Origin of the sequence: Pseudomonas iridis, assembly GCF_017980685.1 — a bacterium.
In the GTDB taxonomy this organism is placed as follows: domain Bacteria; phylum Pseudomonadota; class Gammaproteobacteria; order Pseudomonadales; family Pseudomonadaceae; genus Aquipseudomonas; species Aquipseudomonas iridis.
This window is the reverse complement of sequence record NZ_JACXXO010000007.1, coordinates 101,674-126,621: the sequence shown is the minus strand read 5'-3', so window position 1 is coordinate 126,621 and position 24,948 is coordinate 101,674. Positions and strand designations below refer to the sequence as shown.

The following is a 24,948-nucleotide window of genomic DNA, read 5'->3' as shown; positions in this document are numbered from 1 at the left end:
CCCTCTCAAGAAATCAGTTTTTCCAGATCATCGAGGGATAGACGTTTGAGGGCCTCCAGGGATTTAGCCAATTCATCCTGAACGGGCGACATTTCGACGCGCAAGGCCTCGATCCGCGCACAGAACGCCTTGAGGGTGTCGGTTTCGAACAGCTCTTTGAGCGGCACCTTGTCGCCCAGACGTTCCTTGATCCGGGTCACCACCAGCGTGGCCAGCAACGAGTGCCCGCCGAGCTGGAAGAAGTTGTCGGCCAGGCCCACCTGATCGACCTCCAGCACCTCTTGCCAGACCGTCGCCACCTCCCACTGCAAATCGGTCTGCGGCGCCTGATAGTGCTGCTGTGTCGGGCTGTCGCCCAACGCCATCAAGGCCTTGCGATCCAGCTTGCCGTTCGGGGTCAGCGGGATGGCTTCGATCAGGTGCAAGTGTCCCGGCACCATGTGCGCCGGCAAGCGGCTGGCCAGCGCGTTGCGCAAGCGTTCCGTCAATGCGTGCTGATCCGGCACAGCCTGCGCCGCCACGACGTAGGCATGCAGGTGTTTGCCGGCGGCACCGTCCTGAGCGAGCACCACCGCTTCGCGGATTTCGTCCTGCTCCAACAGCCGCGCTTCGATTTCGCTGAGTTCGATACGGAAGCCGCGAATCTTCACCTGATGGTCGGCCCGGCCGATGTACTCGATGTTGTCATCACTGCCCTGGCGCACCAGGTCGCCGGTGCGGTACAGCCGTTCGCCGTTGCTGGCGTACGGGTTCGGCACAAAGCGTTCGGCGGTCAGTGCCGCGCGCATCAGATAACCACGGGTCATCCCGGCACCGCCCAGATACAGCTCGGCGGCCACGCCGTTCGGCAGCACCTGCAACTGGCTGTCGAGCAGATAAGCCACGGTGTTTTCCAGCGGCCGACCGATGTTGGCCTGCCCTTGCGCGGTACGCAGGGTGAAGGTCGAGTAAGTGGTGTCCTCTGACGGCCCGTAGAGGTCGTAGACCTGCTTGACCGATGTGCTTGCGTACAAACTGTCCACCAGAGTTTGCTTGAGCGGTTCGCCAGCCAGATTGATCGTGGTGACCGAATCTGGAATCTGCCCGGCGCGTTGCAATGCGGCAATTGCCGAAGGCACTGTGTTGATCAACGTGACCTGCTCGCGGGCCGGCAAATCGGCCAGCGCGAGCGCGTTGTCCGCCAGCACCAGGCAACCACCGCAAGCGAGGGTGACGAAGATCTCCCAGACCGACAGGTCAAAGCAGATCGACGTCGAGGCCAGCACGCCGCGCAGCTGCTCCTCGCAATAGACCCCGGCCGACCACTGAATCAGCGCCGAGAGGTTGCCATGGGTGATGGCCACGCCTTTCGGTTTGCCGGTGGAACCGGAGGTGTAGATGACGTACGCCAGATTCTGCGCCGACACTTTCGCCAGCGGAGCCGTGGACGGGAATTCGCTCAGCGCGCCCTCTTCCACCAGCAGCACCTGTGCGCTAAGCGCTGCGGGCAACATCGCCTGCGCCACCGGCTCGGTGAGCAGCACCGCGGCGCGGCTGTCATCGAGCATGTGCAGCAAACGTTCCTGTGGATAATCCGGGTCTAGCGGCACATAAGCGCCACCGGCCTTGAGAATTGCCAACAGGGCCACGAGCATGTCCGGTGTGCGTCGCATGCACACACCCACGCGCACCTCTGGCCCGACCCCCAGCGTTTGCAGCTTGTGCGCCAAACGATTGGCCCGGACATCGAGTCCTTGGTAATCGATCCGTTGCTCGGCGAACACAATGGCGTCCGCCTGCGGTTGCCGCTGCACTTGCGCGGCGATGTGTTGCAGCACGCTGCGTGAATCCAGCGCCTTGACATCGGCCCGCCCCCAATCGATCGCGTATTGACGCTCGGGCTCTGCGAGCAATTGCAGGGTTCCCAACGGTTGCGTGGCATCAGCCAGGAACTGCGCCAACAGACTCTCAAGCTGTGCACTCAATGCAACGACTGTCGTCGCAGCGAAACTGGCCTGATCGTAACTGACCCCCAGACTCAGCTCGCGACCGGTGACCGCTACCAGCGTCAACGGGTAGTTGGTCTGCTCCTGACGGCGAATCGCCGAGAACGTCAGGCCGGTGGCCGGACCTTGTTGCAGGGCTTCGGCCATCGGGTAGTTCTCGAACACCAGAATGCTGTCGAACAACGCCCCATTACCCGCTCCCGCCCAACGCTGGATATCGTAGAGCGGCGTGTGTTCGTGCTCGCGCAGCGCCAGATTGAGGCTCTGCACCTGTTGCAGCCACTGGCTGACGACGATGTCGGCGGACGGCGCTGCCACCACCGGCAGGGTATTGATGAACAGACCGATCTGCTGCTCGACGCCCGGCAAGTCGGTCGGACGCCCGGCCACGGTCGCGCCGAACGCAACGTTGACCTGACCGGTATAGCGCTGCAACAGCACCAGCCACGCCGCTTGCACCAGAGTGTTGAGGGTGACTTTCTGCTCGCGGGCGAAACGGTTCAGATCAACCGTCAGTTGCTCACTGAACACATGCTCGTGATCGGCGTAACCACTGGCACTGCGCTGCCCGCCAGACACGGCATTGGCCAGACGCGTCGGCTCTTCAAGGTCAGCCAGGGCCGTCGTCCAGAATTCGCGGCTGGCCTGCTGATCGCGCTGGCTGAGCCATTCAATGTAGTCGCGATAGCGTCCCTGCCCGACCGCCGGGGTCATGCCGGCATAACGCTGCAGCACTTCACCGAACAACTGCGAGGTACTCCAACCGTCCATGAGAATGTGGTGGCAGGTGTAGATCAAGTGATGCGTCGAGTCGTCCGTGCGCACCAGCGTCACCCGCAACAGCGGCGCGGCGGTCAGGTCGAAACCACTGGCCAGATCGTCGCTGGCCAGTTGATCCAGCGCCGTACCGAGGTCATCGCGACCACGCCAATCCTGCAAGCGCCATGGCATCTGCGCACTCTGGCGAACCACTTGCACCGCAGCGGCGGCATCTTGCGGCCAGACGAAAGCCGTGCGCAGGATTTCGTGGGCGTCGACGGTTTGCTGCCAGGCCTGACGGAAACGCTCGGTGTCCAGATTCCGTACATCTACACGCAGTTGGTTGGTGTAGGCCGGGCTGTCCGGATCGTTGACGCTGTGGAACAGAATGCCCTGCTGCATCGGCGACAACGGGTAGAGGTCGACGATGTCGCGGGCCGGGATCGGCAGTGCCGACAGCTGTGCCTGGGTCAGGCTCGCCAGACTGAAGTCCGACGGTGTTGCACCGGCCTCACCACTGTCGCAGCAATGCTCGATCAAACGCTCCAGCTCACGACGATAGGCCTCGGCCAGGGCTTCGATGGTTTCGGCACGGTACATGCCCGTACCGAAGGTCCAGGTCAGTTCCAGCTCACCGCCATAGACCTGACCGTCGATGCTCAGCCAGTTGCCCAGCGGCGCCGCGGCGTCCTGATTGGCCCCGGTGCTTTCACCTGACGGAATAAACAAGGCGCCTGCGTCGGCATTGAACGCGCCGTCGAACTGGCCCAGATAGTTGAACGTCACCCGTGGCTGAGCCAGCCCCTGCAACTCGGCGGATCGGGTCAAATAGCGCAGCACGCCGTAACCGATGCCTTTGCCCGGCACCGCACGCAATTGCTCCTTGATCGCGCAAAGAGATGCGCCCGGCTGCGCTTGGGGGGTCAGGCGTACCGGGAACAGGCTGCTGAACCAACCGACCGTGCGACTCAGATCGACTTCATCGAACAAGTCTTCGCGACCGTGCCCTTCAAGTTGCACCAATACCGAAGGCTGTTCACTCCAGTCGCACAACACCCGCGCCAGCGCGGCCAGCAGCAGGTCGTTGACTTGTGTGCGATAGGCAGCAGGGGCGACTTTGAGCAGCTTGTGAGTCAGCGCCTGGCTCAGGCGCGAACTGGCCCGGGCCGCTTGCCCACGGGTCTGACGCTCTTGCGGGAAATCCTGCGGCAGTTGCGCGTCACCCGCCTCCAGGGTTGTGCGCCAGTATTCGCTCTCAGCAACCAGCGCCTCGCACTGCGCATAACGCTGCAGGTGTTCAGCCCAGCTGTGCAGCGAAGTGCTTTTGCCCGGCAAGACCATCGCGGTACCGGTGGCGAGCGCGGTATAAGCGTGCTGCAGATCTTCCAGCAGAATGCGCCACGACACGCCATCCACCACAAGGTGATGGATGACCAGCAACAAACGTTGCTCGGCGTCCGGCAGGTTCACCAGCACGGCGCGCAGCAAACGCCCCTGTTGCAGATCCAGACTCCGCTGGGCCTCATCGGCAAGGGCCGGAAACGACGCCAGACTGTCCAGTTCGCGCACCCACAACAACTCCGGGTCACGCTGGGTCTGCGGCAGTACCTGCCACGTATCGCCCGACGCCTGGAAATTCAGCGCCAGCGCGTCATGCTGTTCAACCAGCGCCGTCAGCGCGGTGCGCAGGTGATTGGCGTCAAGAGTGGTAGTCGGCTGCAACATCACTGACTGGTTCCAGTGCTGACGCCGGGCAATCTCGGTCTCGAAGAAGCGCGCCTGAATCGGCAGCAATGGCAGCGGCCCGCGACCCGCTTGCGCCGTGGCAGCAGCCGGTTTCGCTTCGATCAGTTTGGCCACAGCAGCCAACTGGCCGACCGTCTGTTTTTCGAACAGTTGCTTGGGGCTCAACTTGATGCCCTGGCGCTTGGCCCGAGCAATGATTTGCAGACTGAGGATGGAATCACCGCCCAGCTCGAAAAAGTTATCGGTGCTGCCGACGCGCTCAAGCTTCAGCACATCAGCCCAGATCGCCGCCAGCTTCTCTTCGATCTCACCCACCGGCGCGACGAAATGCTGAGTGACCACCCCCGGCACCGGTAAGGCACGTTTGTCGAGTTTGCCGTTGGCCGTCAGCGGCAGTTGCTCCAGCAGGACGATCTGCGCCGGCACCATGTAATCGGGCAAACACGCTTGCAGTTGCTCGCGCAGCGCCTGCGCCTGCAATGTCAGACTCGCCGCCGGCACGCACCACGCCACCAGTTGCAGCCGTGCCGGATCGTCATCCAGTGGCAGCGCCAGCACCGCCGCCTCACCGACACCCTCGAGCCCGAGCAGCACCCGCGCGACCTCCGCCGGCTCCACGCGATAACCGCGCACCTTGACCTGATCGTCGGCGCGTCCGATGAATTCCATCGATTGCTGACGATTGCGACGTACGCGGTCACCGCTGCGGTAAATCCTTGCACCCGGCGCGCCGAACGGATCCGGGAGGAAACGCTCTGCGGTCAGCCCCGGCTGGTTCAGATAACCCAGCGCCACGCTGTCACCACCGATGTACAGCTCGCCGGCTACCTGATCGGCAACGTTGTTCAGTACGTCGTCGAGCACATAAACGTGAGCTCCGGCCAATGCGCTACCGACCGGTACGCCGCGCGTCAGTGTCAGATCACCGACTTCATGGGCCAACACGCCCACCGTGGTTTCGCTCGGTCCATAGTGGTTGATGACGCGGCAGCCCGGTTTAAGCTGACGCACGCGCTCCACCAGTGCCGGCGCACACGCCTCACCGCCGACGATCAGCGCGTGTTCCGGCAGTACGTCGGCAGCCCGTGAGGCCTGCAACAAAGCGGTCAGATGGCCCGGGACGATTTTCAGCATGCCCACTTGATGCGCGGCCATGTACTCGGCAAAGCGATCCGGATCGAAGCCCAGTTCCTCCGGCAATACATGCAGCAGCCGCCCGGAGCACAGCGCCCCGAACAGCACGGTAAAACCGAGGTCCGCCGCGATGGTGGAGACGAGCGCCATGCTGGCGTCCGGTGCCGGCGCCAGACGCTCCAGCACACCGCGCACATAGCTGGCCAGCGCACCGTGGCTGACCAGCACACCTTTGGGTTGTCCGGTCGAACCGGAGGTGTGGATGACGTACGCCGGCGATTGAGCGCACAACGTCACGGCTGGACAGGTGCCCGCCATTGACTGCCACTGCTGCGGTGTAAACGCGATGCCCTGACAGCCGTCAACCGCCAGCCCGCAAACACGTGCATCGCCTTCGGCGCATAACAGTACTCGCGCGTTGGCAGCGCCGAGCATCTGCTGCAAGCGTGCGTCCGGCGCCTTGACGTCCAGCGGCATGTACACCGCGCCAGCCTTGAAGATCGCCAGCACGCAGGTTAGCCAATCCAGCGAACGCTCCATCAGCACTGCCACCGGTTGGCCGTCGCGCACGCCTTGGGCGCGTAAATGATGGGCCAGGCGATTGGCCGCCTGATCCAGTGTCCGATAACTCAAGACTTGATTCAAATCGCGGGCAGCCGCCCCTTCAGGCTGGCGGGCGACTTCACGATCCCAGTGCTGCAACACCGACAGTGCCGGCTCGGCAACTGCTGGTAGTGCCACAGGTGAGATCAGCGCGACGCTGTGCAGCGGCGCTTGCGGCGCTTTCAGCAATTCACTGAACAGACCGAGCAAGGCCGGTACGAAACCGGCAACAGTCTGCGCGCGATAGAGGTCGCTGGCATAAGTCATCTGACCGTGAATCAGCGTGCCGTCGTCGGTGATGTCCAGCGCCAGATCGAAGTGGGTGCCATCCTTGTCCAGCGGATATTCCGCCACGCTCAATCCGGGCAGGGCCATCGCACGCTGCTTCTGCATGCCGACGTTCTGGTTGAACTTGACCTGAAACAGCGGGTTATGGCCCAGGGTTCGCTCTGCGACCAACTCGTCCACCAGTTGCTCAAACGGCAGCTCCTGATGCGCCTGGGCGCCGAACGATGCTTCACGCACCCGCGCCAGTAGATCCGTGAAACTGCCGCGCTCATCCACCTCACAACGCAGCACCTGAGTGTTGACGAAGAAGCCGATCAGCCCTTCGACTTCGGCACGTCCACGGTTGGCATTCGGCACACCGACACGAATGTCGCGCTGCCCGGCGTGTCGCGACACAAACAGCGAAAAACCCGCCAGCACCAGCATGAACAGACTGATGCCCTGACTGCGGGCAAACGCGTTGAGTTGCCGCGACAGGTCCGCACCAAAGTCAAAGCTCAGAGTCTGGCCTTCGAAGCTCTGTGTCAGTGGCCGGGCGAAGTCCGGCGCCACTTCCAGTAGCGGATGCTCCTCGCCCAGCTGCTGGCGCCAGTAATCGAGTTGGCGCTCGCCTTCGCCGGCTTCCAGCCAGCGCCGCTGCCAGATCGCATAGTCGGCGTATTGCAACGCCAGTGCCGGCAATTGCGGCTCGCGCTCCAGGCTGAACGCCTGATAGCACTGCACGAATTCCTTGACCATCACGTCCATCGACCAACCGTCGGAGACGATGTGATGCATGCTCACCACGAGCACGAACTCATCGGCAGCCAAGGCAAACAGACTGGCTCGAAGCAACGGCCCGTGGCGCAAATCGAACGGCCGCGCCGTGACAGTTTGCACCTGTTGCGCCAAGGCCGGCTCGCGCTCAGAAGCAGGCAGCGCCGTGAGGTCGATGCGTTCCAGCGCAATCGGTTGTTGATCCAGAATTACCTGATGCGGTTGATCGCCGTCGGTCTGGAACACCGTGCGCAGCACTTCATGGCGCGCCACCAGAAAATCGAAGGAGCGTTGCAGCGCCGCTTCGTCCAGACGCCCGTTCAGACGCAGGCCGGCCGCCATGTTGTACGCGGCGCTTTGTGGTTCCAGCTGCCAGAGAAACAACAAACGCTGCTGCGCGAACGACAACGGAATCGGCGTGACTTCGTGACGGCTGACTGGCAGTGGCAACAGGCTGAAATCCTTGCCGTCCTCGCGCAGTTTGGCCAGAAACAGACGACGCTGCTCCAGCGGCAAGCCGACGAACCTTTTCGCGATGCGCTCCGCCATAGTGCCGCTCATACTTCTTCTCCTTCCAAAGCATTCATGAACTGATCCATGTCGGACCAGTCGTCGTCCGTTGCACTGTCAGACAAGTGCGCCAGCACCGCCGCCAGATCAGCCAGCAACGGTTTTTCGAACAGGCTGCGTAGCGGCAACACCACGCCCGATTGACTTTTGATACGCGCAATCACTTGTGCGGCCAGCAGCGAGTGGCCGCCCAGCTCAAAGAAGTGATCATCCAGACCGACCCGCGACACTTGCAGGACCTCTGCCCAGATCTGCGCCAGTTGCTGTTCGGTGTCCGTTTGCGGTGCGCGATAGTCGCCTTGCAGTTGGCTCGGATCCGGCGCCGGCAACGCCTTGCGGTCGAGCTTGCCGCTTGGCGTCAGCGGCAGATTCGGCAACAACAGCAAGTGCCCCGGCACCATGTAGTCCGGCAGATGGGCTTGCAGCGCGGCGCGTATTTGCTGGCGGAACGCCGACTGAGTGGCGGCGCTTTCCAGCACGGCCTGATCGCAGACCACGTACGCCACCAGTTGCTGGCCACCGCTGAGCGGCACTGCCAGCACCACCGCTTCGCGAACCCCTGAGCACTGCTGCAGGCGCGATTCGATTTCGCCCAGTTCGATGCGGAAACCGCGAATCTTCACTTGATGATCTACCCGGCCGACGTACTCCAGCGCACCATCGGCGCGCAGTCGCGCACGGTCACCGGTGCGATACAGGCGTTGTCCAGCGGCGAACGGGTCGGCGATAAAGCGCTCGGCACTGAGCATCGGCTGACGGTGATAACCACGGGCGAGGCCCGGGCCGCCGATGTATAACTCGCCCACCGCGCCTTGCGGCAGCAGGTTCAAATGATCATCGAGCACGTACAGGCGACGGTCATCCAGACCTTGGCCGATGGGAATGCCCCGCCACGACACAGCGTCCGCCGTCAGTGCCGTGCAGTCATGAATCGTCGAGACCACCGTGGCTTCGGTCGGGCCGTAGGTATTGAGCAAACGCACATGGCCCAAACCGGCCTGTTGCCACAGACGCAAACCGTCCACCGCCATGGCCTCGCCACCGACGTGAATCTGGCGCAACGCACCGAAATCGGCGGGTGGATTAGCGGCGTATTCCTGCACCAGCCAATACCAGTACGCGGCCGGCAAATCGGCCAAGGTGATGCCCTGGTCGACTATCACTCGATGCAACGTCGCGCTGTCCCACAGCTGTGCATCGCGTAGCACCACGCCAGCGCCATGGCACAGTGGTGGAAAAAACTGCTCGACGAAGCCATCGAAACTGCTGGTGGCGAATTGCAGGACGCGGTCACCTTCGCGCAGGTCGCTGTAACTGATGGCGCGGGCGATGAACTCACTCAGCGCACCGTGGCTGACCGCGACACCTTTCGGCCGCCCGGTGGAACCGGAGGTGTAGATCACGTAGGCGAGGTTTTGCGCTTCGACCGTCACCGACAGATTGTCGACGTGGTCACTGTCGGCCAGTTGCTCCAGGCACAGGCAATCGACACCGTCGAGGGGCGGCAGGCTGGCGAGGCTGAAGCTGTCGGTCAGCAGCAGTTTCAGGCCGCTGTCATCCAGCACATGGCGCAGGCGTTCGGCCGGGGTTTGCGGATCCAGCGGCACATAGGCGCCGCCGGATTTGAGTACCGCCAGCAACGCCACCGCCAGTTCCAGCGAGCGCCCTAACGCGACGCCGACCAGCACGTCAGGGCCGACACCCCGCGCACGCAACTGATGCGCCATACGGTTGCTGCGGGTGTTCAACTCGGCATAGGTGAGTGACGGCGACGGTTCGCTCGCCAGAATCACCGCCGCAGCCTGCGGCGTGCGCACCACTTGCGCTTCAAACAGGGTTTGCACGCTGGCGAAATCAGGTTCCGACGCAGTGGTCTGAATCAGCTGTTTACGCTCGGTATCTGCCAGCAGCGCGACGTCGCCGACGAATTGCTGCGGGTCGTGGCAGACGGACACAAGAATGTTGCGCCAATGCCCCGCCATTGCGGCGATGGTCGCGGCATCGAAGATATCGGTGGCGTAGGTGAAGGCGGCGAACAGTTGCTCGCCCTCCTCGCGGGTGTCGAGCATCAGGTCGCTGGTGGCCGCGTGTTGCCGACCGCTGCCGGCCAATTGCGCTTCGCTCAGATAGTCCACCTGCAAACCGGACTCAAGCTGCACGTGCTGCAAGTCAGTCACCAGCGGCTGGTGGTTGAACATCACCTGGAACAGCGGATTATGGCTCTGACTGCGCGCCGGTTGCAGGGCTTCGATCAGGGCGTCGAACGGTAGCTCCTGATGGACCTGGGCGCCGAGCGCAGCCTCGCGCAGGCGCTGCAATAGCTCGGCGAAGCGGGTTTGCGGGGTGACTTCGCTGCGCAGAATCTGCGTGTTGACGAAGAAGCCGATCAGGCCCTCGGTCTCGCTGCGGGTGCGGTTGGCAATCAGACCGCCGACGCGAATGTCGGTCTGGCCACTGTAGCGATGCAGCAAGGTCTTGAACGCGGCCAGCAGTACCACGAACAGGGTCACGCCCTGACGCTGGGCAAGGCTTTTCAGTTCTTGGCGCAGCGCGGCATCAATCACCGTTTCCAGACGCGCGCCCTGATGACTCGATTGTGCCGGATAGGCGCGGTCGGTCGGCAATTCCAATACGGGATGCTCGTCGCCCAGCTGTGTGCGCCAGTAATCCAGTTGCCGCTCGCGCTCACCCGCCTCCAGCCAGCTGCGCTGCCACAGCGCGTAATCGCGGTAATGCACAATCAGCGCCGGCAACGACGGCTCACGCCCCGCAACGAGGGCGTCGTAGGTGCGCATGAACTCATCGATGAGAATGTTCATCGACCAGCCGTCGGCAATGATGTGGTGCAAGGTCAGCAGCAGCACGTGTTCCTGCTCGGCCAGACGCAACAGCCGCAGGCTCAACAGCGGGCCGTGTTCCAGGTCGAACGCTTGCGTGGCCTCGGCCATCATGTGCTGTTGCACCAGCGGCCAGCGCTGCTCCTCGGGCACGCGGCACAAATCGGTGAGCGATAGTTGCAATGCCTGCGGCTCGGCCACTCGCTGGAAGGCACGTTCGCCGGCCTGACCGAAGGTGGTGCGCAGGCATTCGTGCCGCGCCACCAGCAGGCTGAACGCCTGCTCCAGGGCCTGCACCTGCAACGCGCCGTTCAGGCGTACCGCCATCGGCAGGTTATAAGCGGCACTTTGCGGGTCCAGCTGCCAGAGAAACCACATCCGCTGCTGCGCGTAAGACAGCCCTTCGCGCTCGGCGACTCCCTCACAGGCCGTCATGGGCAGCTGCGCAAAATCAATGCCTTCGCGAGCCATACCGGCGAGAAACAAACGTCGTTTGTCCTGCGGTAATTCGATAAAACGGCGGGCTAGTTTCTGTGCGTCTGCGGCATTCATGCATGGGGTCCTTGCTGATCGGCGGCGTGACCAGGAGGCCCGGTCGTATCAACAAGAACGAATGACAAACGCAATGATTTAGCAACCCGGCGCAATACTGGCCCGGCAGCAACCTGCGCCAGACGCACAAATGCCGAAGTCGCTACAGGAACGGCTTCGGCATTTATTCAAGCAAACCACCGGATCGTTCAGCGCACGTCCACCGTATGCCCCTCGGCCATGGCGACAATAACTTTGCGCGGGCCTTCGAACGGGGAACGGGCGTGAGCCGACAACATGTTATCGAGCATCAGCACATCGCCTTCCTGCCAGGCAAAGCTGATCGCGCACTCGTCGAGTACCGCGCGAATCTGAGCCAGGACTTCATCTTCGATAGGAGAGCCATCGCCGTAATAAACGTTACGCGGCAAGTCTTCTTCGTCGACGATGTCCAACAGGCTTTCACGCACTTCCGCTTGCAGGTTGGAAATGTGGAACAGATGCGCCTGATTGAACCAGACCATGTCCCCCGTCACCGGGTGGCTGGCCACTGCCTGGCAGGTTTGCCGGGTGCGCAACTCACCGTCGTCTTTCCACTCGCAGAGGATGCCATGAGCTTTGCAGTAAGCTTCGACGATATCGCGGTCGTCGGTGTTGAACACATCTTCCCAGGCCACATCCAGCCCGTTACCGAAGTTGCGCACATACATCAGGCCTTTGCTGACGAATCGTTCACGAATGGCCAGCGGAATACGCCGATAGACTTCGCGACTGTCGGCAATCGGTGTTTCGCCACCGGACTTCGCCGCGATCATGCTGTAGAACCAGATCTTCATCGGCCAGTCGCGGGAGTAGGCCTGCTCGTTGTGCAGCGGAATACTCTGGTGCGCCGGGTATTCGGTGGAGGTGTAAACCCCTTGCGTCACGTTGGTGCGCGGCGTGGAACCGAACTCGTAATTCAACAGCGGATGACCGAAGCTGGCCGCGAACTGACGAAACGGCTCGGCCCCGTCCAGGCGAAATCCGCGGAACAGCAACCCACCGTCGCGCAACAAATGTTCGTCGACCAACACTTTTAATTCGTCGAACACCGCCAACAGGTCGGTGTCCGGATCGGTCGCTTCCACCAATAGCGGCAAGCGCCCCCGATGCGGCAACAGCGGCCGAACGGAAAATCCCACAGCAACAGCCATGACTGGCCTCCAGTAATCATTTGATAGGAGAGCCGCGCGTTAATACGCGGGCGCCACCGATTGCGCATGGCGCCGGTGATGGACTTCCAGATGGGTCTTGATCGTGCGGATGACACGGGCCTCGTGTTCATGAATAAAGAAGTGCCCTCCGGTCATCATGTCCACCGAGAAACTGCCCTGGGTCTCTTTGCTCCAGCCGATCAATTGTTCGGTGGTCGCCCGGTCTTCCTTGCCACCCAATACGTGCACGGGGCAATTGAGCAGCGGTCGGTCGATCGGAGTGAAACGCCCGCACATCATGAAGTCGGCGCGCAGTACCGGCAGCGTGAGGCTCATGAGTTCCTGATTGGCGAGCACTTCTTCGCTGGTGCCTTGAAAGGCGCGCAACTGCTCGATCAGTTCTTCGTCACTGCGCGGCTCGGCGAAACCTCGGTCGTAATCGCTGCGCATGCTTGGCGCCGCGGTTCCGGAAGCAAACAGCGCCAGCGGCTCAGCAACGCCAAGCTCGCGAAAGGCGTGAGCCATTTCACAAGCCAGCAGTGCGCCGAGGCTATGCCCGAACAGCGCATAGGGGGCCTGCAAACCGGGTTTGTGCTCACGGGCCAGTTGCCGGGCAAGCTCACGCATATCGATTTGCAGGGGTTCGTCGTAACGGGCGCCGCGCCCGGGCAATTCCACCGGCTGCAGTTGCATCCACGACGGCAATTGGCGCCGCCAGCGGCTGTAAACCATAGCGCTGGCGCCCGAATAGGGCAGGCACAGCAGTGTCAGCTTTGTCACCGCGTTTACCTCAATGGGTTATCTGTAAAAGAGAACGTATGAGGCCTGACCGGAATTAGTCCGCGGATCGATCACTTCAAATGCCGGAAACTCTGCACCGCAGACACCAACACCACTGCCCCCGCCGCAATCGCCAGCCAGAACCCACTGCGAGCGCCGTAGGCATCCACTAGCCAACCCGACCCGGCGGCGCCCACCGCCACGCCAATACTCAAACCGGTCACCAGCCAGGTCAGCCCTTCAGTGAGTTTGGCCGGCGGCACGATACGCTCGACCAGCGCCATCGCCACAATCAGCGTCGGCGCAAAGAACAGCCCGGCGATAAACACAGCGACCGACAAGCCAAAAATATTGCTCGCCAACAACAGCGGCAAGGTCGTCACCGCCGTCGCCACGCCGCCGTATAAAAACAACCGAGGCAATGGCAGTTTCGAGCGCATGGCGCCAAAGGCGATACCGGCCAGGCACGAGCCGATGGCATACACCGACAGCACAATACTCGCCGCCGCCGGTTGCCCTTGTTGCTGAGCAAACGCGACGCTGACCACATCAATCACTCCGACGATGATGCCCATGGCAATCATCAGCGCCAGCAGCAGTTGAATGTCCGTTGAACCAATGATCGAAGCTTGATGGTCGGACGCGTGCGGATGCACCGGTGGCTCGGTGCTGCGCTGAGCGACGAATGCCGTGACACCAATCGCCAGCGCCAACAGTGCCGCCAACGGTCCAGCCTCGGGAAACACCGCCACGCAGAGGCCGACCGACAACGGTGGGCCGACGATGAAACAGACTTCGTCGAGTACCGATTCGAGGGCATAAGCGGTCTGCAATTGCGGCTGGCCGCGATAGATTTCGGTCCAGCGCGCCCGAACCATTGCCGACATGCTCGGCATGCACCCGGCCAGCGCGGCGAAGATAAACAGCGTCCAGGTCGGCGCCTGTAGACGCGTGCACAGCAGCAACATCAGCAGCGCCCCGCCGCCGATCAATGCCGAAATCGGCAGGACTTTGCCCTGGCCAAACCGATCGACCAGCCGTGACACCTGAGGCGCGCAAAACGCCGTGGCCAGGGCAAACGTTGCCGCCACCGCACCGGCCAACGCGTACCCGCCGTACAACTGCGAAAGCATGGTGATCACGCCGATGCCGGTCATGGAAATCGGCATGCGCGCGATCATCCCGGCCAGCACAAAATTGCGGGCGCCGGGGGCATTGAACAATTCGCGGTAGGGATTTGCCATCGGTCACAGCCTCGTCAGGGGCCGCCAAGTTGCCATATGGATGAGGGGTGTGGAAGCGGGGAATTGTTGGTGGAATGTGAAGGGTCTAAAGATCAAAAGATCGCAGCGTGCCGCAGCTCCTACAGGTGAATGTGATCTCCTGTAGGAGCTGCGGCACGCTGCGATCTTTTGATCTTCTGGCTGAACTCTCAAGGCTGGCCGTCGGTCAGCTAAATAGGTCCTCACACATGGCGCGCCTTTGCATGCAGATCTCCCTAGCCAGACAAGTCGCACTCATCACCGGCGCCAGCTCCGGCATTGGCCACGCTGCCGCCAAAGCCCTGGCCGCCGCTGGCGCTGCAGTGGTCATCAACTACAACCGTCAGGCCGAACCCGCCGAAGCCCTCGCCCGGCAAATCATCGCCGACGGTGGCCAGGCCATCGCGATTGGCGCGGACGTGTCGAAGGAAGACGAGGTCGAGCGGCTGTTCGCCGAAACCCTCGAAACCTTTGGCTCACTGGACATCCTGGTGGCCAACTCCGGACTGCAAAAAGACGCAGCAGCGGTGGACATGACGCTGGATGACTGGAACACAGTGATCGGCGTCAACCTCACCGGCCAGTTCCTCTGCGCCCGTGCTGCACTGCGGATTTTCAATCGTCAGGGCATTCGCGAAGGCGTATCACGGGCTGCCGGCAAGATCATTCACATGAGTTCGGTGCATCAACGCATTCCCTGGGCCGGGCACGTCAATTACGCCGCGTCCAAGGGCGGCGTCGATCAGTTGATGCAGACCCTGGCACAGGAAGTCAGCCATCAGCGCATCCGCATCAATGGCATTGCGCCGGGGGCGATTCGTACGGCCATTAATGAAGAAGCCACCGAAGGTGCAGCGAGTGAAAAGCTGCTTGAGCTAATTCCCTATGGGCGTATCGGCGACGTAGATGACATCGCCAACGCCGTGGTTTTCCTCGCCTCCGACGCCGCCGATTACATCGTCGGCACCACCCTGTTCATCGACGGCGGCATGAGTCTCTATCCGGAGTTTCGCGGTAATGGCTGAGCATCATCAAGAACGACAAAGCCCGATCGACGCCCACGGCATCATCGGCGACATGCGCAGTGCAGCGCTGGTCAACGACAAGGGCAGCGTGGATTTTTTCTGCTGGCCGGAGTTCGACAGTCCGTCGATCTTTTGCTCGTTGCTGGACACACCCGACGCGGGGATTTTCCAACTCGCACCGGACTTGCCCGATGCGCGACGTGAGCAGATTTACCTGCCCGACACCAATGTTCTGCAAACCCGCTGGCTCAGCGAATTTGCCGTGGTGGAAATTACCGACATGCTGCCAGTGGGCGACAGCGAAGATGACCTGCCGCTGCTGATGCGCCGCGTGCGCGTGGTCAGCGGCGAAGCGACGTTCCATATGCGCTGCGCCGTGCGCCACGACTACGCCCGCGCCGACACGCGCGGGCAGGCCGATCAGAAGGACGTGCTGTTCAGCGCAACCGGCCAACCGACACTGCGTCTGGCGTCGGATCAGCCGATGCAGGTTGACGCAAATGCAGCCGTCGCCCACTTCACGCTGACACAGAACCAGACGGCCGCTTTCATGCTCGGCGCGACCGACGACCCGCGTTTCGCCGAGGGCGCCGGCGATTTCTGCATGGAGCGCACGCTGAAGTTCTGGCGTGACTGGATCGGCCAGTCGACTTACCGCGGACGCTGGCGCGAAATGGTCAACCGCTCGGCGCTCGCGCTCAAGCTGCTGACCTCACGCAAACACGGCGCGATCCTCGCGGCCGCCACTTTCGGTCTGCCGGAAACCCCGGGCGGTGAACGCAACTGGGACTACCGCTACACCTGGATCCGCGACGCCTCGTTTACCGTTTACGCATTCATGCGCCTGGGGTTCGTCAGCGAAGCCAACGCCTACATGGGCTGGCTGCGCGGACGGGTCAGCGATTGCAACTGCCAGCCGATGAAACTGAACATTCTGTATGCCATCGACGGCCGCCAGGAACTGCCGGAAACCGAGCTTGCGCATCTGTCGGGGCATGGCGGCGCGAAGCCGGTGCGCATCGGCAACGGCGCGTATGACCAGATTCAGCTGGATATCTTCGGCGAATTGATGGACGCGGTGTATCTGGTCAATAAGTACGGCGACGCCATTTCCCACGAAGGCTGGAAACATGTGCGCGAAGTTGTCGATCAGGTGTGTGAGACATGGCACACCAAGGACGTAGGCATTTGGGAAATGCGCGGTGAGCAGCATCACTTTTTGCACTCACGGCTGATGTGCTGGGTGGCGCTGGACCGAGCGATTCGTCTCGCCTCGAAACGTTCATTGCCAGCACCGTTCGTCCAATGGGACGAAACCCGTCAGGCGATCTACGCCGACATCTGGGACAACTTCTGGGATGAAGAACGCGGGCATTTCGTCCAGTACAAGGGCGGCACCGCACTCGATGGCTCAATGCTGTTGATGCCGCTGGTGCGCTTCGTCAGCGCCAAGGACCCACGCTGGTTATCGACCCTTGAAGCCATCGAAAAGAGTTTGGTGCGCGACGGCATGGTTTATCGCTATCGCAACGAAGAGGCGGGCATTGATGGCCTGGCCGGCACCGAAGGCGCATTCGCCGCGTGTTCGTTCTGGTACGTCGAATGCCTGGCCCGCGCCGGCCAAGTGGAAAAGGCCCATCTGGAATTCGAACAACTGCTGCGATACGCCAACCCACTGGGGCTGTACGCCGAGGAGTTCGACAGCCATGGACGACATCTGGGCAATACACCGCAAGCGCTGACACATCTGGCATTGATCAGTGCGGCGAGTTTTCTCGATCGACGTTTGAGTGGGGAAAAGAGTGAATGGCAACCGTAAAAGTCGCCGGAGGCTGTCGGAAACTTCCCTGAAAAAACCTTCCCTGTAGGACGCAAGCCTGCGCCTGAAGCAGCAAACCCCAGTCCCTCCAGCGAGGGACTACAAACTCGTAACAATTGTTGACCCCTCCCTCCCCCGCCACTTGCACTTACACCCCGAAATACCTTGTTGCCAGCTGTTACATCCGCCCCTACCATCCACTGCAACGGGCACAGCGGAGCTGTCCAACAAAACCCGAATTCAAGGAAGCAGAATGTCCCAGCATATCCAGCGCAACATCGACAGCGCCCTGCGCACCGGCCTGAGCCGCACCCAGCTCTGGGAAGCCGCCGACAAAGGCCTGATCAAATGCTGGGAAATCGGCCGCCAGCGCGCCGCCCGTTTCCCCGACCTCGCCCAACGCTGCATCGCCAATGAACTGCCCGTCCTCGGCTGGAAAGGCGGGGTGAGCCGCAGCCTGAAGAAGAACGAAAAATACGGCTCACTGAAATACCTCGCGCAGTGGCAAGGCTTGCGTGGCGAGGATCTGGATATTGATTTGAGCCAGGAGCGTTCCCTGACCTGTTCGCGGACGAAGATGGTCGTGACGTTTACCCCGGATCGGACCAAGTATTTCAATCAGGTGGCGGAAGCCGAAGCCTAAACGGAATCCGTTGCAGCACTCACCGAAAAACGCTCCCGATAGGCCTGCGGCGTCACCCCAATCGCCCGCAGGAAACTGCGCCGCAGCGTCTCTTCACTGCCGAACCCGCAATTGGCCGCAATCCGCTTGACTGGCAGACCGGTATCACTGAGCAAACGCCGAGCAGTTTCGACGCGGATCAATTCGATGGCCCGCGCTGGTGTCTGGCCGGTGTCGGCGCGGTAGTGGCGGACGAAGCTGCGTTCGCTCATGCCGGCCTGTTCGGCCAGGGTCGGCACACCGAGGTCGCAGGTCAGGTTTTCGGCAATCCATGCGTGCAGGTCATCAAAACGATTGCCCTGATTTTGCAGCGACAAGGTCACGCTGAACTGTGACTGCCCGCCCGGGCGCTTGAGGAACACCACCAGATGGCGGGCGACGTCCAACGCGATGTCGCTGCCAAGGTCTTCCTCGACCATCGCCAGTGCCAGATCGATGCCGGCGGTAACACCCGCCGAGGTCCAGACCGGGCCGTCGTTGATGAAGATCGGATTGGCCTCGACCTGCAACTTCGGATGCTGCTGGGCCAGTTGCTCGCATCGCGTCCAGTGAGTGACGACGCGCCGACCATCGAGCCAGCCGCTGGCCGCCAACAGAAACGCGCCGGTACACACCGAAGCCACGCGCCGGCATTTCGCTGCATGTTCGCGCACCCAATCCACCAGCGGCCCATCCTCCGCCGCCGGATAAATGCCCCAGCCACCGGCGATGATCAGCGTGTCGCTGGCCTCTTGCGGTAGCGGTTCGGCGAGCACCGCCAGCCCCGCGGACGACATCACCGCTCCGCCTTCGCTGGCGATCACACTTGGCGCATAGGGCGTAGGCAAGCCGCGTTGACGACAGAGGTCATTGGCCGAAGCAAACACCTGCAACGGGCCGGTGACGTCGAGGATCTGCATGTTGGCAAACGCGAGTACGTGAATGGCTTTAGGCATTTGGCGTAATTCGTGGGGTGATTGGCGTATGCGCCATAACCTACGCGCCTACAGTGAAGTCGTCCACCCCCCTAATGGAGAAAAACACCATGACGTTGCAGATCGGCTTTCTGTTGTTTCCGCAGGTACAGCAACTCGACCTGACCGGCCCATATGACGTGCTCGCCTCGTTGCCTGACGTGAAGGTGCACCTGATCTGGAAAGACCTGATGCCGATCACCGCCAGCACCGGTCTGCTGCTGAAACCAACCACCACATTCGAGGACTGTCCGGATCTGGATGTGATCTGTGTGCCCGGTGGCGCTGGCGTCGGGCCGTTGATGGAGGATGAGCAGACGCTGTCCTTCATCAAACGCCAGGCCGCGAAAGCGCGTTACGTGACCTCGGTGTGCACCGGTTCGCTGGTGCTCGGCGCGGCGGGTCTGCTGCAAGGCAAACGCGCGACGACACACTGGGCCTATCACGATTTGCTGCCGACGCTGGGGGCGATTGCCGTGAAGGATCGAGTGGTGCGTGACGGCAATCTGTTTACTGGCGGCGGGATTACGGCCGGGATTGATTTTGCCTTGGTGCTGGCGGCTGAACTGGTTGATGCCGACACGGCGCAGTTGGTGCAACTGCAGCTGGAGTATGCTCCGGCGCCGCCATTTAACTCGGGGTCGCCGGATTCAGCGCCGAGTGTAATCGTCGACGAGGCCCGGTTGCGGGCGGCGCCATCGTTGAAACTGCGCACGGAAATCACCGAGCGTGCTGCGGCGAAACTCAACCTGCGCTGAACCTTCAGCCAAATCCTGATGGAATAAAAATCCCCTGTGGGAGCGAGCCTGCTCGCGAATGCGGTGTATCAGTCGATACATTTATTGCCTGTCACACCGCATTCGCGAGCAGGCTCGCTCCCACATTGGGATTTGTGTTTGGCCACCGATATTGGTGTTGTACCGATTTCCCGCCTCACCTTTACTTGTCCCCCGCCGCCCACCCGTGTAGAAAGCCCTTCCACCCATTTTTACAGGGACTTTCGATGAAGGCTTTGCCTTGGCTTTATCTGGCGCTGCTCAGCCTTGGCTACGCAATGGCGCTCAGCTACGGCCAACTCGGCTGGCTGGCACTGATTTCCGTTGGCCTGCTGCTGTTTGCCGGGTACGCGGTACGCCAGCAAGAAGTGCCGTTCGCACGCTATCTCGGCCACGGCCTGTTCATTGTGATGACTTTGGCGTTGGCGATGCATTGGTTGCCGGGCTTTTACAACGGTCGCGCTATTGATCCGCAGCGTTTCACTGATAACGCTGCGCGCTTTTCGATGTACCTGAATCAGGACAAACCACTGGTCGGCTTCTGGCTGTTGCTGGTATGCCCGTGGATTGTCGCGCGGCGCTCGTTGCGCCTGACGGTGTATGCCACCGCCCTGGGCCTAACGTTAAGCGCGGTCCTCGCACTCGGTGGTGCGGTGCTGCTTGGCGTTATCGCCTGGGCGCCGAAATGGCCGGATCAGGCGTGGCTGTGGGTGCTGAACAACTTGCTGCTGGTGACACTGGTCGAGGAAGCGTTGTTCCGCGGCTATATACAAGGTGGCTTGAGCCGGCGCTTCAAGCATCTGCCGTATGGAGAAAACCTTGCCCTGCTGCTGGCGTCCTCACTGTTCGCATTGGCGCATGTCGGCGCTGGCTGGACTTGGGTGTTACTGGCGGGACTGGCGGGTGTCGGCTATGGTCTGGCCTACCGTTTCGGCGGACTTGGGGCGGCGATCGCCACACACTTCGGGCTGAATGTGCTGCATTTTGGCTTGTTCACCTATCCGATGCTTGCCGGTTGATGCAAGCCGCTTTTTGCGACGCCGTGCTGATTACTGAAAGAAAAATTCAATAATTTCCTGCCAGCGCCGACAACCTTTCAAAGCCTTGCGGATTGAAAAACATGCGTAACAACCAGCCCATTACACAACGCGAACGGACCTTCCCGGCTCAGCAACGGTTGATTTCCACAACCGACGCCAAGGGCATGATCACCTACTGCAACGACGCTTTCGTCGAGATCAGCGGGTTTTCGCGTGAGGAACTGATCCGTGCGCCGCACAACCTGGTTCGTCACCCCGACGTCCCGGCTGCGGTGTTTTCGCACATGTGGGGCACACTGAAACAAGGCTTGCCATGGATGGGCATTGTCAAGAATCGCTGCAAGACCGGTGACCATTACTGGGTTAACGCCTATGTAACACCGGTGTTCGACGGCAATCAGGTGGTCGGTTACGAGTCGGTGCGGATCAAACCCACCGCCGAACAGATCCGCCGTGCCGAAGCGCTTTACCAACGTATCAATCAGGGCAAGTCGGCGATTCCTTCCAGCGATAAATGGCTACCGATCCTGCAGGATTGGCTGCCGTTCATTCTGGTCAGCCAACTGAGCTTCATGATCGGTGCCACGCTGACTTCACAGTGGGGCTTTGCATTGGCGGCGGGTCTGTCGGTGCCACTGGGCCTGATGGGCCTGCAATGGCAGCAACGCGGGCTCAAACGCCTGTTGCGTCTGGCCGAGCAGACCACCTCCGACCCGTTGATCGCGCAGATGTACACCGACAGCCGTGGCGCGCAGGCACGCCTGGAAATGTCGATCCTCAGTCAGGAAGCCCGTCTGAAAACCTGCCTGACCCGTCTGCAGGACACTGCCGAACACCTGACCGATCAGGCTAAGCAATCCGATGCTCTGGCACACAGCAGCTCGACCGGCCTGGAACGTCAGCGCGTGGAAACCGAACAGGTCGCCACCGCCGTCAACCAGATGGCCGCGACCACGCAAGAAGTGGCCAGCCACGTACAGCGCACCGCCGACGCCACGCAGGAAGCCAATCGCCTGACAGGTCGCGGCCGCGACATCGCCGGCGAAACCCGCGAAGCCATTCAGCGTTTGTCGGTTGTTGTGGGTGAAACCGGCCTGACCGTCACCCAACTGGCGAAAGACAGCGACGAAATCGGTGGCGTGGTCGATGTGATCAAAGGCATCGCCGACCAGACCAACCTGCTCGCGCTCAACGCCGCCATCGAAGCGGCCCGTGCCGGCGAGATGGGTCGCGGTTTTGCCGTGGTGGCTGATGAAGTCCGTCAACTGGCGCAACGCACCAGCGAATCGACCGGGCAGATTCACGCCCTGATCGCCAAGCTGCAGCAGACTGCTTCGAGCGCTGTGCAAACCATGGAAGCCGGGCATCGCCAGGCCGAAGAAGGTGTCGCGCGGGTACTGGAAGCGGATCAGGCATTGGTCGGGATCAGCGAAGCGGTGGCTAATATCACCGACATGACCACGCAGATTGCTGCGGCGACGGAAGAGCAAAGTGCGGTGGCTGAAGAGATCAGCCGCAACATCAGCAATATTTCGGAGTTGGCGGATCAGACCTCGGAACAGGCGCATAACTCGGCGTTGCTGAGTGAAGAGCTGACCAAGACTGCCAATACGCAGTACTCGTTGGTGGAGCGGTTTAACCGCTGATTGAACTGGCGATAACAAAAACCCGGATAGCGAGAGCTTCCGGGTTTTTTGTTGCCTGTATGAAATGGACGTTGTTGGGCAGACCGCTTTCGCGAGCAGGCTCGCTCCCACATTGGAACTGCTCGGGACCACAGTGTTGTGTCCGACAACAATTCCCTGTGGGAGCGAGCCTGCTCGCGAAGAGGCCTTCTCTGCCAACGACGATCTCACTCAAGCAATGCAGACACTGCCTACAACTCGCCCAGAATGAGCCGACTGGTGCTCGTTGAGGCCAGGTTCTATTGTTTGCCGGTCAAAACTTATTCACATAAGCTGGTCAGCATGAATACACATCCTTCGGAGGCTCCGATGGCCACCACCCGAAAAACCGACAAACCCATCAAAAAGGAAGTTCGTGAAGAACTGACATTCCTTGATGTTCGGCAAGCCGCGCGTGATGGGCAGAAAGTGTTCGATAAATTTGTGATCACTGGCAGGCTACCTATTACAAAGTAGGCCTGGATGCCAGCCATCAAAATTTCTGCGCTTTTTGAACGAATCAAGAACTGGCAAAACTTTGCTGCACACTTCTACAACTACAAAATTTGCGATGAATTACCTGCCATTTTCGGGCGGGATGAACGACTCGATCTGAGCGACATGCACCACATCCACCTTGCCAGTACACAGGCACTGCAGGCTCGATGGGCAAAAATCAATCGCCAGTATTACCGGACAGCATTGGTTAATGATGCTGACAATGACTTTTGGCTGATTTATGCCTATGACGCTTTTCGGGATGAGTACTTGCTACTGACAATCACCGGTCCGGATGCCCATAACCGGAGCGAGTGGGGGTCATTTTTGCGCACCGTGCATTGTGAAATCGTTGAACCCTGGGCATTAGGCAGGATTATCTTTCCCGATCTGGATGATTTGTGAATCAAAGCGCTAATCGAGACCGGCAACAAGCGAAAGATCGCTACCTGCGCACCGTCCACGCCGATGATCTGTAAGGGCTGTGGCAGGCTGCGATCATTTGATCCTGCAAAACCGGGTAGCGAAAGCTTCCGGTTTTTTTATTGCGTGTCTGAAATTCATAGTGCTTGGCAGACCACCTTCGCGAGCAGGGCTCGCTCCTATTTTAGAACGTAGTGGGATCACAGATTTTTGTCCGACGACAATCCCCGTGGGAGTGAGCCTGCTCGCGATGAGGCCATAACAGCCAGCGAAATTACTGAGGCAACTTCAGTTTATCCAGCAGTCGATTGACCAACAGTTCGTTGAGCATGATCACCTGTTGCAGCGCCAGCAGCGGTTTGCGCTCCGGGCCGCCGATTGAGTGGGCGATGTTACCGGCCATGGCGTGGGCGTAAGACAGCGACTCGCAGGCTTCGACGAGCAGGGTTTCGTCATCCAGTGTGGGGTCGACGAGAAAGACGGGGCGAAACTTGGGTGAGTTTGGCGGGGCCGCCAGGTCTTCGGGTTTGAGGTAGTAGTCGAGGGCGCGATCGGTTGCTTCTTTGACCTTTTGCGGGCTGAGCGCTGGGTCGTGGGGGATTGGATCTGTGGCTGGTGGGTTTGGCGTGATTTTGAACATAGGTGTAACTCCAGTTTCGAATATTCGGAGCCATCACCCTCGCTACCAAACGAGTGGGTGGTGGCCATACGTGGGTTGGTAGACCGGTCGAAACGGGAAACCCGGCGCTCACGGATGAGCCCCACGCATGTCCACCATAAAATCTGAGCCCCCGAAAAGGGACTGCATACGGTGACACCATACGGTTTCGAAGCGGGCTACCAAACCCGATCACTGTTTTCCAGTGACGGGGAAACGATACAACCCACCTCATAGCCGCGTAAGCCGGCGGATTCTGGCGTACGCGTAGGTAACGGCGCAAGGTGTTGTAGGCCCGATGGCGTAACGGGTTGTGTGATTTAAACGTGCTTGCAGGATTGCGTTTACTGACAGAGAAAACTGGAAATTCCCCTGTTGTATCGATGTTGTTTTTGAGGCCGCTTTCGCGAGCAGGTTCGCTCTTACAGTTGGATTGGGTGCGTCAGTAAGGGATTGATCGGCTGTCAGGCCGCCATCGCTGGCAAGCCAGCTCCCACAGTGGATTGAGTGTGTTCAGTTAGAGATTGGTTGGATGTCAGGCCGTCTTCGCGAGCAGGCTCGCTCCCACAGTTGGACCGGGTGCTTCACTTAGAGATTGGTCGGCTCAGGCGGCCATCGCTGGCAAGCCTGCTCCCACAAGGGATCGAGTGTGTCCAGTTAGAGAATGCTCGGCTGTCAGACCGTTTTCGCGAGCAGGCTCGCTCTTACAGTTGGATTGGGTGCGTCAGTAAGGGATTGATCGGCTGTCAGGCCGCCATCGCTGGCAAGCCAGCTCCCACAGTGGATTGAGTGTGTTCAGTTAAAGATTGGTTGGATGTCGGGCCGTCTTCGCGAGCAGGCTCGCTCCCACAGTTGGACCGGATGCGTCAGTAAGGGATTGATCGGCTGTCAGGCCGCCATCGCTGGCAAGCCAGCTCCCACAATGGATTGAGTGTGTTCAGTTAGAGATTGGTTGGATGTCAGGCC

At 60.8% G+C, this 24,948-nt stretch carries 15 protein-coding genes; 8 read left to right on the top strand and 7 right to left on the bottom strand.

The window, feature by feature from the left end; all coding sequences use genetic code 11:
* Positions 1–5: 5 nt before the first annotated feature.
* From IEQ42_RS13860 to IEQ42_RS13840, 5 genes are all read right to left on the bottom strand, one after another.
* Positions 6–7,832 (bottom strand): non-ribosomal peptide synthetase, encoded by a 7,827-nt coding sequence (locus tag IEQ42_RS13860; protein ID WP_210703886.1) that lies wholly within the window; start codon positions 7,830–7,832, stop codon positions 6–8.
* Positions 7,829–11,230 carry a non-ribosomal peptide synthetase gene (locus IEQ42_RS13855; protein WP_210703885.1) on the bottom strand — a complete coding sequence of 1,134 codons (3,402 nt, stop codon included), beginning with the start codon at positions 11,228–11,230 and terminating at the stop codon, positions 7,829–7,831. The genes IEQ42_RS13860 and IEQ42_RS13855 overlap by 4 nt, the downstream gene beginning before the upstream one ends.
* A 188-nt stretch (positions 11,231–11,418) precedes the next feature.
* A complete protein-coding gene (locus IEQ42_RS13850; RefSeq protein ID WP_210703884.1) occupies positions 11,419–12,402 on the bottom strand; it encodes a TauD/TfdA family dioxygenase in 984 nt (327 codons plus the stop codon).
* A 39-nt stretch (positions 12,403–12,441) separates the two neighbouring features.
* Positions 12,442–13,182 carry a thioesterase II family protein gene (locus IEQ42_RS13845; RefSeq protein ID WP_210703883.1) on the bottom strand — a complete coding sequence of 247 codons (741 nt, stop codon included), beginning with the start codon at positions 13,180–13,182 and terminating at the stop codon, positions 12,442–12,444.
* Positions 13,183–13,253: 71 nt separating this feature from the next.
* Positions 13,254–14,426 carry an MFS transporter gene (locus tag IEQ42_RS13840; protein ID WP_210703882.1) on the bottom strand — a complete coding sequence of 391 codons (1,173 nt, stop codon included), beginning with the start codon at positions 14,424–14,426 and terminating at the stop codon, positions 13,254–13,256.
* A 242-nt stretch (positions 14,427–14,668) separates the two neighbouring features.
* Here IEQ42_RS13840 and IEQ42_RS13835 point away from each other — a divergent pair, with 242 nt between their 5' ends.
* The 3 genes from IEQ42_RS13835 (at position 14,669) to IEQ42_RS13825 (ending at position 17,931) form a co-directional block, all read left to right on the top strand.
* Complete coding sequence (locus IEQ42_RS13835; RefSeq protein WP_210703881.1) at positions 14,669–15,469, top strand: glucose 1-dehydrogenase; 801 nt, start codon at positions 14,669–14,671, stop codon at positions 15,467–15,469.
* Positions 15,462–17,288 (top strand): glycoside hydrolase family 15 protein, encoded by a 1,827-nt coding sequence (locus IEQ42_RS13830; RefSeq protein ID WP_210703880.1) that lies wholly within the window; start codon positions 15,462–15,464, stop codon positions 17,286–17,288. Before IEQ42_RS13835 ends, IEQ42_RS13830 begins: the two co-directional genes overlap by 8 nt.
* 253 nt (positions 17,289–17,541) lie before the next feature.
* Positions 17,542–17,931 carry a hypothetical protein gene (locus IEQ42_RS13825; protein ID WP_210703879.1) on the top strand — a complete coding sequence of 130 codons (390 nt, stop codon included), beginning with the start codon at positions 17,542–17,544 and terminating at the stop codon, positions 17,929–17,931.
* Here IEQ42_RS13825 and IEQ42_RS13820 read toward each other — a convergent pair.
* Complete coding sequence (locus IEQ42_RS13820) at positions 17,928–18,905, bottom strand: GlxA family transcriptional regulator (RefSeq protein ID WP_210703878.1); 978 nt, start codon at positions 18,903–18,905, stop codon at positions 17,928–17,930. The genes IEQ42_RS13825 and IEQ42_RS13820 overlap by 4 nt on opposite strands.
* An 89-nt stretch (positions 18,906–18,994) precedes the next feature.
* Between IEQ42_RS13820 and inhA the strand changes: the two genes are divergently transcribed.
* The 5 genes from inhA to IEQ42_RS13795 all read left to right on the top strand — a co-directional run bounded on the left by inhA (position 18,995) and on the right by IEQ42_RS13795 (position 23,306).
* Positions 18,995–19,681 (top strand): isonitrile hydratase, encoded by a 687-nt coding sequence (inhA, locus tag IEQ42_RS13815; RefSeq protein WP_210703877.1) that lies wholly within the window; start codon positions 18,995–18,997, stop codon positions 19,679–19,681.
* A 245-nt stretch (positions 19,682–19,926) separates the two neighbouring features.
* Complete coding sequence (locus IEQ42_RS13810) at positions 19,927–20,718, top strand: CPBP family intramembrane glutamic endopeptidase (protein WP_210703876.1); 792 nt, start codon at positions 19,927–19,929, stop codon at positions 20,716–20,718.
* 101 nt (positions 20,719–20,819) lie between these two features.
* A complete protein-coding gene (locus IEQ42_RS13805; protein WP_150594636.1) occupies positions 20,820–22,385 on the top strand; it encodes a methyl-accepting chemotaxis protein in 1,566 nt (521 codons plus the stop codon).
* 348 nt (positions 22,386–22,733) lie between these two features.
* Positions 22,734–22,880: a hypothetical protein gene (locus tag IEQ42_RS13800; RefSeq protein ID WP_210703875.1), complete on the top strand. Its 147-nt coding sequence runs from the start codon at positions 22,734–22,736 to the stop codon at positions 22,878–22,880.
* A 6-nt stretch (positions 22,881–22,886) separates the two neighbouring features.
* Positions 22,887–23,306 carry a type II toxin-antitoxin system YafO family toxin gene (locus IEQ42_RS13795; RefSeq protein ID WP_210703874.1) on the top strand — a complete coding sequence of 140 codons (420 nt, stop codon included), beginning with the start codon at positions 22,887–22,889 and terminating at the stop codon, positions 23,304–23,306.
* Between the two features lie 292 nt (positions 23,307–23,598).
* Here IEQ42_RS13795 and IEQ42_RS13790 read toward each other — a convergent pair whose 3' ends face one another.
* Entirely contained in the window at positions 23,599–23,964 is a 366-nt protein-coding gene (locus tag IEQ42_RS13790; protein ID WP_210703873.1) for a DUF6124 family protein, read from the bottom strand.
* Positions 23,965–24,948: the final 984 nt, after the last annotated feature.